This is a genomic window from Aureimonas ureilytica (genome assembly GCF_001475935.1).
Classification (GTDB): Bacteria; Pseudomonadota; Alphaproteobacteria; order Rhizobiales; family Rhizobiaceae; genus Aureimonas; species Aureimonas ureilytica_A.
In genome coordinates, this window is sequence record NZ_LDQA01000015.1 from 168,111 (window position 1) to 179,336 (window position 11,226).

Below are 11,226 nucleotides of genomic sequence, written 5' to 3' on the forward strand. Positions count from 1 at the left end.
CTCAGGCTTCGCGGAAGCGATAGCCGACGCCGTAGAGCGTTTCGATCATGTCGAAATCGTCGTCGATGGCTTTGAACTTCTTGCGCAGGCGCTTGATGTGGCTGTCGATCGTGCGATCGTCGACATAGACCTGCTCGTCATAGGCCGCGTCCATCAGCGCGTCGCGACTTTTCACGACGCCCGGCCGCTGCGCCAGCGAATGCAGGATCAGGAATTCGGTGACGGTCAGCGTCACCGGCTGACCCATCCAGGTGCAGGTGTGGCGCTCTTGGTCCATCACGAGCTGGCCGCGCTCCAGCGAGGATTCTGGCGAAGGGCCGGTCTTGCCCGCGGCGCCAGGGGCGGCCGCGTCGCGCGGCTGGCCGCGCCGCAGAATGGCGCGCACCCGCTCCACCAGAAGGCGCTGCGAGAAGGGCTTTCGAATATAATCGTCGGCACCCATCTTGAGGCCGAACAACTCGTCGATCTCCTCGTCCTTCGAGGTGAGGAAGATCACCGGCAGATCCGACTTCTGGCGCAGGCGGCGCAGAAGCTCCATGCCGTCCATGCGCGGCATCTTGATGTCGAAGATCGCCAGATGCGGGGGATGCGCAGAGAGGCCCTCCAGCGCCGACGCGCCGTCGGTGTAGGTCTCGACCCGGTAGCCCTCGTTCTCGAGCGCGATCGAGACCGACGTCAGGATGTTCCGGTCGTCATCCACCAGCGCAATCGTCGGCATGAAATCTCAACTCCATGATCTGCGTTCGACGGGAGGCGCACCACCCGAGTTCTTCGGTCGTGCCCTGTCGCTTCACCGCTTTTCGGGGAGGGTGCAAGCCTCCCGTCGTCAGCGCGAAGGGCCGGGCGATTCGGTTCTCCTCATGCCCATGCCTGTCAAATGTGGCGTTCGTGACACTTTTTCAAACCATCGACAGCGCGAAGAGGATTTCGCGTCCCCCCGACCGCTCTGCCGAAGGCTGCGCGATGTCACATTCTGGACGATTTTTTACTTCGAATTCTTACCTGTTCGACGTGAGAACTAGTGTTCTTTGCGCGATAGATGCTTGTCGTTCGGAAGCCTGTTTTATGATCTGAGATAAACCCTACCTCGAATGGGGAGTTTTCATGCTGAACCCCCTATCATGTCGATTACCGTCTGCGCATGGCCGATGGCGTCACCTATCGCTGGTTCAACGCCACCGGCGGCTGCACGCGCGATGCGGCAGGCGATCCGGTTCGCATCGGCGGTTCGCTGAGCGACATTCATGCGCGCAAGACCATGGAACAGAAGCAGGCGACGCTGCGCGAAGCCCAGATGGGCGCGACATCCGCAGCCTCGTCCGCCATGGAAGAGATGGCATCCAATATCGCGCAGAACGCCTCCAACGCCGCACAGACCGAGCGCATCGCCAACGAGGCGCGTGACAATGCCGAGCGCAGTGGGCAGGCCGTGGCCAAGTCCGTGGATGCGATGCGCCAGATCGCCGAACGCACCAAGATCGTCCAGGAAATCGCCCGTCAGACCGATCTTCTGGCACTGAACGCGGCCATCGAAGCGGCTCGTGCCGGACAGCACGGCAAGGGCTTCGCGGTCGTGGCGTCCGAGGTGCGCAAGCTGGCCGAACGCTCGCAGCATGCGGCCGCCGAAATCGGCGCGCTGTCCGTCTCGACGCTCAAAACCTCCGAAGAGGCGGGGAATATGCTGGTTGATCTCGTGCCCGGCATTCGGCGCACGTCGGAACTGGTGCGCGAAATTTCGGCCGCCTGCAGCGAGCAGAACGCCGGCGCGCAGCAGATCAACGAGGCTCTGCTTCGCCTGAACTCGCGCTTCGACCTGGCCGACGGGATGTCTGAGGAACGCTGGACGAGCGGCCCGGCCTTGCGTCGGGTCGCCTGACCCCATCCTCCACCTTGAAGCTTCGGGTCGGCCGCTTGGGCCGGCCCGAAATGTTGATGACTGTCTGGAGACGGTGGCGCCCTGGTAGTGCCCCGTCTTCGCGAGGGGCGTTCGCGCTTAGAGCTGAACCTTCACGTTCTCAGTCGTATCGGGCTGCGGCTTGTCGCCGATATAGGCCTTGGCGAATTCCCAAGCCTGCGTCAGCTTGTTGGATGTCACGTCCCAGATTTCGGCCTGCGAGGGCGTGACGACGAGCACGGCGACATTGGGGCCATCCTTGCCCTGCGGCATCCAGGCTTCGGCCTCGTCGTCCCAGATTTCGTCGATCAGCGCCCGGTCCTGGCTGACCCGCGCGGTGCCGGACACGGCCACATATTCGTTCTTCTGCGTGAAGCTGCAGGCGACCTGCGGCTCGGCCTCGACCTCGTCCACCTTGTGGGAGGTCGCGTCGGTCAAGAACAGGATCTCGCCGCGCTCGCGCGAGAGATAGGGCGCCATGGGGCGGGAGCGCAGGCGCTGGCCATCGCGCGTCGTGACCATGCAGGTCGAGAAGTCTTCGGCCATGTCCCAGAACTTGTCGGTCGCTTCAGCAGCCATGTGGTTTCCCTTGCGTCTGGTGCGGACAGGACAAGTCCGCTTGGAGAGGCCAGAACGCATGGCCAGCCGAAAGGTGCCACGCAGAATCGGTCCGAGTGAGTAAGACGACGATTCTTGAAACGGGATGCAAAAAAAATCCTTCGGCACTTAATGCGATTAAAACCGCGATTGAACCGATTTAGACTGTCATGTAAAAAATCTAAACCGATTAAACGACTGAAATCATTTCAGTTTTAGTGTTTCGATCTGTTGATGAAGCTCGGTCGTTGAGTTATCTCGTTTCCGTGAGGCGGCGTTGCTTGTGCGCAGCGTGATCAGGAGACGGACCCATGGAAGAAACCGGAATCCGCAATTCCCGCATTGGAATCGAATCGACCGGACTGTCGGGCCTTTCTTCCCTTCGCTGGAATGCCGGCGAGGCGGAACTGGTCGAGACCGCGCTCCAGCGTGGCGAAGGTCGTCTGACCGCACACGGCGCGCTGGTCGTCACCACGGGTCAGCACACCGGGCGCAGCCCGAAGGACAAGTTCGTCGTGCGCGACGAGACCACCGATCCGCGCGTCTGGTGGGACAACAACAAGCCGATGGACCCGGCCGCCTTCGAGCGCCTCTATGAGGATTTCAAGGCTCAGGCGGCGGGGCGCGACCTCTTCGTGCAGGATCTCGTCGGCGGCGCCGACGAGGCGAACGCGATCCGCGCCCGCGTCGTCACCGAATTCGCCTGGCACTCGCTCTTCATCCGCAATCTTCTGATCCGCCCGACGGCCGAAGAGCTGGAAAGCTTCGTGCCGGAGCTGACGATCATCGACCTGCCCTCCTTCAAGGCGGACCCGGAGCGCCATGGCTGCCGCACCGAAACGGTGATCGCCTGCGACTTCACGCGCAACATCATCCTGATCGGCGGCACGACCTATGCCGGCGAGATGAAGAAGTCGGTCTTCACCGTCCTCAACTACCGCCTGCCGGAAACCGGCGTCATGCCCATGCACTGCTCGGCCAATATCGGCGCGAACGGCGACACGGCGGTTTTCTTCGGTCTGTCGGGCACCGGCAAGACGACGCTCTCGGCCGACCCGCGCCGCACGCTGATCGGCGATGACGAGCATGGCTGGGGCGAGGACGGCGTCTTCAACTTCGAAGGCGGCTGCTACGCCAAGACGATCCGCCTCTCGGCCGAGGCCGAGCCGGAAATCTTCGCCACGACCCGCATGTTCGGGACGGTGCTCGAAAACGTCATTCTGGACGAGAACCGCGTTCCCAATTTCGACGACGGTTCGCTGACCGAGAACACCCGCGCCGCCTACCCGCTGCATTTCATTCCCAATGCCAGCGACACGGGCCGGGGCGCGCACCCCAAGAACATCATCATGCTGACGGCCGATGCCTTCGGCGTGATGCCGCCGATCGCCAAGCTCTCGCCCGCCGAGGCCATGTACCACTTCCTGTCCGGCTACACCGCCAAGGTCGCCGGCACGGAAAAGGGCGTGACCGAGCCGGAGGCGACCTTCTCGACCTGCTTCGGCGCGCCCTTCATGCCGCGTCATCCGGCCGAATACGGCAATCTCCTGCGCGATCTCATCGCGCGGCACGAGGTCGATTGCTGGCTGGTCTCGACCGGCTGGACGGGCGGCGCCTACGGCACGGGCCGGCGGATGCCGATCAAGGTGACGCGCACGCTCCTGAACGCGGCGCTGGACGGCTCGTTGAAGAATGCCGAGTTCCGCACCGACCCGCATTTCGGCTTCCAGGTGCCGGTCGCGGTACCGGGCGTCGAAACTGCCATTCTCGACCCGCGCTCGACCTGGGCGGATGGGGTCGCCTACGACGCGCAGGCCCGCAAGCTCGCCGACATGTTCCGCCGCAACTTCGAGAAGTTCGAAGCGCATGTGGACGGCTCGGTGCTCGGCGCCGCCCCGGCCTCGCTGCCGCTCGCGGCCGAGTAGGTTTCGCTCCATCGCAGGCCGCCGATTTCGGCCGCCGGCCTGCGAACCATCTATAAGGGCTTCTCTGGGAGGAGGAGCGAGGGCTTGCGACCGAAAGGGCGCAGGCCCTCGTCGTTTGAGGGGGGTGCCGCTCGCGGCTTGACAGGGCGGCGGGCTTTGCCCGAACGAGGGCCTCGCGCGAAGCCTCACTGGGTTCCTCTCGGCTTGGCGCGTTCAAGACCTTGCGGCCGATCGCGGCCCAGCGCGAGGCGGCGAAAAGGGCGCGTCATGGAACAGGAGATTCGCGGGCTTCGGGTGAGCCATCGCACGATCATTCCCGAAGACGAGATCGAGGAGGTGTTCATCCGCGCGGCCGGGCCGGGCGGGCAGAATGTCAACAAGGTCTCGACCGCCGTTCAGCTTCGCTTCTTCGCCAGCGCCTCCACCGTTCTGGGCGAGGACGTGAAGGAACGTCTTCTGAAGCTTGCCGGCCAGCGCGCCACGAAGGCGGGCGAAATCCTCATCGAAGCCTCGCGCCATCGCACGCAGGAGCGCAACCGCGAGGATGCGCGCGAGCGTCTGGTCGCGCTGATCCGCGAGGCCCTGGTGCCACCCGCGCCGCCGCGCAAGAAGACGCGTCCCTCGCGCGGGGCCGTGGAGCGCCGGCTGCAAGCCAAGAAGGGCCGCTCGGACACCAAGCGAATGCGCGGGCGCGTTTCGGATTAAGGGTGCGGTCACGCTTTCGTGATCGTAAGTCAATGAAACCGATTGTTAGCAGTCTTCGTACCTTGGGCAGCCTCCCGATCGGGATGGTTCACAAGAGGAAACCCGACATGCTTCAGTCCCTCATCCGCTCGGCCGCTCTGGGTCTCGTGCTCGCCGGCAGCGTCGCAGGTGCCAGCCATGCCCAGTCGGGCGCGTCGGTGGAGGTCGGCGGTGCGCCGATGTACGCCAACAAGACCATTGCCGAGAACGCGCCCAACGCCTCGAACCTGACCACGCTCGTCGCCGCCGTGAAGGCCGCCGGCCTTGTCGATACGCTGAACGGCGCCGGTCCCTTCACCGTCTTCGCGCCCACCAACGCGGCCTTCGAGAAGCTTCCGGCCGGCACGGTCGAAACGCTGGTGAAGCCCGAGAACAAGGCTCAGCTGACCAAGATCCTGACCTATCACGTGGTCCCGGCCAAGGCGACGTCCGAGGCGGCCATGAAGATGATCAAGGACGATGGCGGCAAGCACATGGTGAAGACCGTCGAGGGCGAGGAACTGACCCTCGCCATGAAGGGCGACAAGCTCACCGTGACCGACGCCAAGGGCAATGTCGCCACCGTGACGCAGGCCGACGTCATGCAGAAGAACGGCGTCGTGCATGTCATCGACACCGTGCTGATGCCCTGATCGATCTGCCACGGCAGAGCCGCGCTCGGAACGAGCCTTGCCGCAGCCCCTAGCCTGGCTGCGGTGAAGCGAGGCGGCCGAGGGGCCGCGATTGCTGGGGCCGGCCGTGTCGCTCTGCTTGAACCTGCTCAACCGGCGTCCCATTCTCCAGACGGGAATGGGGCGCCGATCCGTTTCCCACCCTTGGAGGCCCGTCATGAATCGCCGTCGTTTTCTCTTGTCCGGATCGCTGGCCGCGCTCGCGCTCGGCGCGGGAAACGCGCTCTGGCGCGACGAGGCGGAGGCCGAGACCTTTTCCGTGACCTATAGCGAGCGCGAATGGCGCGCGCGTTTGAGCCCCGACGCCTTTGCCGTGCTCCGGCAGGAGGCGACTGAGCGTCCTTTCACCAGCCCGCTCCTGAACGTTCATGAGAGCGGCCTCTTCAACTGCGCGGGCTGCGACAACGCGCTTTATTCCACCGACACGAAGTTCGATTCGGGCACGGGCTGGCCGAGCTTCTGGGACGCGGTGGACGGCAGCATCGGCACCAGGACGGACTATGTGCTGGTCTATCCCCGCACCGAGGTTCACTGCGCGCAATGCGGCGGTCATCTCGGCCACATCTTCGACGACGGCCCACCGCCGACCGGCAAGCGCCATTGCATCAACGGCGTGGCGCTTCAGTTCGAAGCCGGCAAGTCCCAGTCCTGACCACGCGTCTTCGGCATTAGCGCTCCGTCAAGCTTTCGGGTTCTTCATAGGGGTTGGATCGGTGGCGCATTGAAGCGGGCCGGTCCAGCAACCATATTCGAAACGGATCGGCCGTGATCGCCGCTTGAATGGGGTTGCAGCCGATAAGTCGCTTGAAACAAGGGCTTGCCGAGAGATGAACAGGTTCACGCCGTTTTCCAGTCCGTTGCTGCTCGGCTTTGATGGAGTGGAACGTACGCTCGAACGTCTGGGGAAGGGGAGCGATGGCTACCCGCCCTTCAACATCGAGCGGATTCGGACGGAGGCTGCGGACGGGAATGCAGGCGGAGACGCCATTCGCATCACCCTGGCCGTGGCGGGCTTTCAGCCCGAAGACCTGGAGATCACGACAGAAGAGAACCAGTTGACCATCCGGGGCGCACAGAGCGACCGGACGGACCGTGAATTCCTGCACCGGGGCATTGCGTCGCGCCAGTTCCAGAAGAGCTTTCTCTTCGCCGATGGCATGCGCATCCTGGGCGCGCAGCTGAAGAACGGTCTTCTGATGGTCGATCTGGTCAAGCCTGAACCAGAGCGAGTGGTGAGGAAGATCGCGATCGCCGTGGATGAATGAAACCCGCCGACCCGATCGCCCGTTTGTTTTCGAAGGAGATGATCATGACCATCACGTACCATTCGAGCAGGGTGTCCCAGTCCGATCTCGCCGCGCTCGGCGAAGGCCATCTGGCCTATCTCCGTCGCATGTCGTCCGACGATATTCGCGCCCGCTTTCCCTCCGCCCAGGCCATTCGGCCCGGCCTCAAGCTCTGGGCGCTGTTTTCCGCCGACGGCACGCCTTTGGCCGTGTCGGATGATCGGGGCTCCATCCTGGCGAGCGCCACAGAAAACGAGCTGATGACGGTGAGCCTGCATTGAAGAGGCACTGACCGCTTCAGAGGCAAAGGCAGCCTCCCGAAAACGCAGCCGGCCGAGGATGATCCTCCGGGCCGGCTTTTTCATGGGCGAACGCGTTCAGGACTGGAATTCGACCTGTGTCATCAGATGGTGCAGCGTTGCCGCGTCGCGGCCGGCGCGCAGCTCGCTGATGGCGCGCGGATTGCGCAGGAGGCGCGCGATCTTCGACAGGGCCTTCAAATGGTCCGAGCCCGCCGTTTCGGGCGCAATCAGAAGGAACACGAGATCCACGGGCTGATCATCGACCGCTTCGAAATCGACGGGCTTGTTGAGCCGTCCGAAGACGCCGTGAATGCGCGGAAGGTCGTTGAGCTTGCCATGGGGAATGGCGATGCCGTTGCCGATGCCCGTAGAGCCCAGACGCTCGCGCTGGAGCACGGTCTCGAAGATGGTACGGGCCGAAAGTCCGGTAAGTTCGGCCGCTTTTTCCGAAAGGTCCTGCAGAACCTGCTTTTTGGAATGAGAGCGAAGGGCAGGCAGAATGGCGTCCTCGGCGATCAAATCGGCTAGAACCACGTTTAATGCCTTCCACGTCGCCCGGCGCTCAAGCGCCGGAAGACCCGATCGGGCTGGAGACCCGGTCAGGTCGGAGAGATCGTCGCGAGAGGAGCCGCTGCCGGCCTCTCCCGCGCTCTGGAGTTGCGCTCCGTTATCAGGCTTGGGGGCGCACTGTCGAGGGGTCGATCCAGCCGACATTGCCGTCGGCGCGTCGGTAGACGATGTTCACGGTGTCGCTCGCGCCGTTGCGGAAGACCACGACGGGCCCGTCTCGCCGGTCGAGTTCCATCACGGCATTGGCGACGCTCATCGTGCCGAGCATCATGGAGGTCTCGGCGATCACGGCGGGTGCGAAGTCTTCGGCGACCTCCTCTTCCTCGTCCGGCACCGCGCTCATGACGGTATAGGCGATCTCGCGCGAGGTGTTGGCGTTGGCCTTGTGATCCTTCAGGCGACGCTTGTAGCGACGCAGACGCTTTTCGATCTTCTCCATCGCCTCGATGTACGAGGACTCGGGATCATGCGACTCGGCCGTGGCCTGGAAATACACGCCGCTGTCGAGATGAAGCGTGACGTCCGCGCAGTAGCGGGCGGATTCCTTGGAGATGACGACGGAGCCGTTGAAATTGCCGTCGAAATATTTGGCGACCTGATCGTTCAGCCTCTCGTCGATCCGAGTGCGAAAGGCCTCGCCGACATCCATGTGACGGCCCGATACACGAATTGCCATTCGTTTCTCCTTCCTAACGTCCGGCGGCCCGTTCCTTCTCTGAACCATCGGCTCGCCGCCCTCTTCCAAGACGTTGCGATGCCTTTGGTTCCGGCCACTCGGAACCGTCATATTCCAGCGCAAAACGGAGCGGAGCGAAAGACTTGATCTGCGCCGGAAACAGGATCAGACTTCGCTCCAAATCGCCCCGACATGACGCTCGAGGACCTGTCGAACCGTACAGGGAAACCCTGCGGTTCTGGCCCGCCATGCGCCGATCATGCCCTCGCTCGACGGAGGATCGCGGTCAGCCCGCGAGGCGTCTGGCGTTGAGTTCGCGTCGGCGCTGAACCGACGACGGAAGGCCGAGGGCTTCGCGATATTTGGCGACGGTGCGGCGGGCGAGTTCGATGCCGTCTTCCCGCAACTGGGCGGCGATGTCATCGTCCGACAGGACATGATCGACGGTTTCAGAGGCGATCATGCGGCCGATTCGCAGCTTCACGCTCTCGGCCGAATGCGCGTCGCCCCCGCCCGACGCGGCGATCGCGACGGTAAAGAAAAATTTCATTTCGAACGTGCCGCGCGGCGTCGCCATGAACTTGCCGGAGGTGACGCGGCTGACCGTCGATTCGTGCAGGCCCAGCGCCTCGGCAATGTCCATCAGCGTCATGGGGCGCAGACCCGCGACGCCCTCGGCCATGAACCCGTCCTGACGGCGCAGGATTTCGCCGGCGACTTTCAGGATGGTGCGAGCGCGCTGCTCCAGCGAGCGCTGCAGCCAGCTGGCCGATTGCTGGCATTGGGTCAGGAAGCCGCGCTCACCGGCGCGGAATGCGCCAGCGGGCGCGATGCTGTCGGGCGCGCGCAGAACGAGGCGCGGAAAGGCGGCGGCGTTCAGCTCGGCCTGCCAAAGGCCGGTCTCGGCGTCCTCGCGCACCACGATGTCGGGCGTGACGGGCGTGGCTTCGGGCTCACCGAGCCCCGCGCCGGGGCGCGGGTCGAGCGTGCGGATTTCGCTCAGCATCTCGGCGACATCGGCTTCGCTTTCGCCCGTCAGCCGAGCGAGCGCGGCGAAGTCGCGCCGGGCCAGAAGCGGCAGATGCGCGAGCACGCAGGCGATCACCGGGTCGAAGCGCCCACGCCGACGAAGCTGAATGGCGAGGCACTCGGCCAGATCGCGCGCAAACAGCCCAGCGGGCTCGGCGGAGGCCTGAAGCCGCATTAGGAGCGCCTCGGCCGCCTCAAGCGCTACGCCCAGCTCGGCGGCGCGCTCGGCCGGGTCGGCCGCGAGATAGCCGGCCTCCGTCAACTCGGCGAAGAGCGTTTCCGCCAGCGCGCGCTCAGTGGCGTGGCCGAACGTATCGTGTATTTCGCCCAGCGCATGGTCGCGCAGGGACCGAACCCCTTCGCCGATGCGCTCGATACCGTCGTCTTCGGCCGCGAAGCCGGACAAGACCAGCCCTTCGCCCGAAAAGGCGAGATCGTCCCGCGCGGCATCGGCATTGTCGCCGATGCGCTCGGCCGCGTCCGCGAAAACCTCGCCATCGTCGCGTGTGCCGGTCAGCGGCGCCAGATCGGCTCCCGGCGACAGGGGAGCGAGGTCATCGGGGGCGTCGCCGCCCTCCGGGGCGCTTTGCGCCGTTCCGGCCTCGACCTCGATCAGCGGATTGGCCTCGGCCTCCCGCTCCAGAAAGGCCTGAAGCTCGGCATGTTGAAACTGGAGAAGCCGGATCGACTGGAGAAGCTGCGGCGTCATCACCAGGGACTGGCTTTGACGCATCTGGAGGTTCACAGACAGATTCATGCCTCCAGCCCTCCTTGGATACCGAAACGGCCGGCGCGGCAGGCCGGCGATGGGGTGGTCCGACCTGTCTGGATCGACCAGCGGACGGCCCCTCATGCTCGCGTCAGGAAACTGGTCCGCAACTTGCTTGTCAAGGGCGGGAGGCGATCACACGCTCAGTAGGTAAACTGCTCGCCGAGATAGATGCGGCGCACGTCGGCGTCCTCGACGATCTCCTGCGGCGCGCCGTGGGTCAGCACCGCGCCGGCATGCATGATATAGGCGCGGTCGATCAGGCCCAGCGTTTCGCGCACATTGTGGTCGGTTACGAGAACCCCGATCCCCCGACGCGTCAGATGACGCACGAGCTCCTGAATGTCTGCCACGGCAATCGGATCGACGCCCGCGAAGGGCTCGTCCAGAAGCATGAAGGTCGGGCGCGAGGCCAGCGCGCGGGCGATTTCGCAACGCCGCCGCTCGCCGCCCGACAGCGCCGTGGAGGGCTGCTTGCGCAGGTGCGCGATGCGGAACTCTTCCAGAAGCGCGGTGAGCTGGCGCTCGCGCTCCGCCTTGTCGGGCTCCACCATCTCCAGAACGGCGCGGACATTGTCCTCCACCGATAGGCCGCGAAAGATCGAGGCTTCCTGCGGAAGGTAGCCGATGCCGAGCCGCGCGCGGCGATACATGGGCATCTGGGTGATGTCGTGCCCGTCCAGCTCGATGCGCCCGCCATCCACCGGCACGAGCCCGGTGATCATGTAGAAGCAGGTCGTCTTGCCCGCGCCGTTGGGGCCGA

The 11,226-nt window shown here is 64.5% G+C and carries 13 protein-coding genes; 7 read left to right on the forward strand and 6 right to left on the reverse strand.

Annotated features, from left to right (window positions below):
• Position 1: 1 nt before the first annotated feature.
• Positions 2 to 718, reverse strand: coding sequence for a response regulator transcription factor (locus NS365_RS06775; protein ID WP_058599503.1), 717 nt, complete (start codon positions 716 to 718; stop codon positions 2 to 4).
• A gap of 423 nt (positions 719 to 1,141) precedes the next feature.
• Here NS365_RS06775 and NS365_RS06780 point away from each other — a divergent pair, with 423 nt between their 5' ends.
• Positions 1,142 to 1,876, forward strand: coding sequence for a methyl-accepting chemotaxis protein (locus NS365_RS06780; RefSeq protein WP_058599504.1), 735 nt, complete (start codon positions 1,142 to 1,144; stop codon positions 1,874 to 1,876).
• Positions 1,877 to 1,993: 117 nt separating this feature from the next.
• Here NS365_RS06780 and NS365_RS06785 read toward each other — a convergent pair whose 3' ends face one another.
• Entirely contained in the window at positions 1,994 to 2,473 is a 480-nt protein-coding gene (locus NS365_RS06785; RefSeq protein ID WP_058599505.1) for a pyridoxamine 5'-phosphate oxidase family protein, read from the reverse strand.
• 329 nt (positions 2,474 to 2,802) lie between these two features.
• Here NS365_RS06785 and NS365_RS06790 point away from each other — a divergent pair, with 329 nt between their 5' ends.
• From NS365_RS06790 to NS365_RS06815, 6 genes are all read left to right on the forward strand, one after another.
• Positions 2,803 to 4,416 (forward strand): phosphoenolpyruvate carboxykinase, encoded by a 1,614-nt coding sequence (locus NS365_RS06790; RefSeq protein ID WP_058599506.1) that lies wholly within the window; start codon positions 2,803 to 2,805, stop codon positions 4,414 to 4,416.
• Between the two features lie 267 nt (positions 4,417 to 4,683).
• Positions 4,684 to 5,121 (forward strand): alternative ribosome rescue aminoacyl-tRNA hydrolase ArfB, encoded by a 438-nt coding sequence (gene arfB / locus NS365_RS06795; protein ID WP_058599507.1) that lies wholly within the window; start codon positions 4,684 to 4,686, stop codon positions 5,119 to 5,121.
• A gap of 107 nt (positions 5,122 to 5,228) precedes the next feature.
• On the forward strand, positions 5,229 to 5,792 hold the full coding sequence (locus tag NS365_RS06800) for a fasciclin domain-containing protein (protein ID WP_058599508.1): 564 nt from the start codon (positions 5,229 to 5,231) through the stop codon (positions 5,790 to 5,792).
• Positions 5,793 to 5,988: 196 nt separating this feature from the next.
• The gene (gene msrB / locus NS365_RS06805; RefSeq protein ID WP_058599509.1) at positions 5,989 to 6,483 is read left to right on the forward strand and encodes a peptide-methionine (R)-S-oxide reductase MsrB; all 495 of its coding nucleotides are present in this window, start codon (positions 5,989 to 5,991) and stop codon (positions 6,481 to 6,483) included.
• Between the two features lie 175 nt (positions 6,484 to 6,658).
• Positions 6,659 to 7,096 (forward strand): Hsp20 family protein, encoded by a 438-nt coding sequence (locus tag NS365_RS06810; protein ID WP_058599510.1) that lies wholly within the window; start codon positions 6,659 to 6,661, stop codon positions 7,094 to 7,096.
• 44 nt (positions 7,097 to 7,140) lie between these two features.
• Complete coding sequence (locus NS365_RS06815) at positions 7,141 to 7,398, forward strand: DUF1150 family protein (protein WP_244493382.1); 258 nt, start codon at positions 7,141 to 7,143, stop codon at positions 7,396 to 7,398.
• 96 nt (positions 7,399 to 7,494) lie between these two features.
• On the opposite strand, the gene ptsN is transcribed toward NS365_RS06815, so the two are convergent.
• The 4 genes from ptsN to lptB form a co-directional block, all read right to left on the reverse strand.
• The gene (ptsN, locus tag NS365_RS06820) at positions 7,495 to 7,953 is read right to left on the reverse strand and encodes a PTS IIA-like nitrogen regulatory protein PtsN (RefSeq protein ID WP_058599511.1); all 459 of its coding nucleotides are present in this window, start codon (positions 7,951 to 7,953) and stop codon (positions 7,495 to 7,497) included.
• A gap of 136 nt (positions 7,954 to 8,089) precedes the next feature.
• A complete protein-coding gene (hpf, locus tag NS365_RS06825) occupies positions 8,090 to 8,665 on the reverse strand; it encodes a ribosome hibernation-promoting factor, HPF/YfiA family (protein ID WP_058599512.1) in 576 nt (191 codons plus the stop codon).
• Positions 8,666 to 8,951: 286 nt separating this feature from the next.
• Complete coding sequence (gene rpoN, locus NS365_RS06830; RefSeq protein ID WP_058599513.1) at positions 8,952 to 10,451, reverse strand: RNA polymerase factor sigma-54; 1,500 nt, start codon at positions 10,449 to 10,451, stop codon at positions 8,952 to 8,954.
• A 155-nt stretch (positions 10,452 to 10,606) separates the two neighbouring features.
• On the reverse strand, positions 10,607 to 11,226 hold a 620-nt coding region (lptB, locus tag NS365_RS06835; RefSeq protein ID WP_058599514.1), incomplete at its 5' end, for an LPS export ABC transporter ATP-binding protein.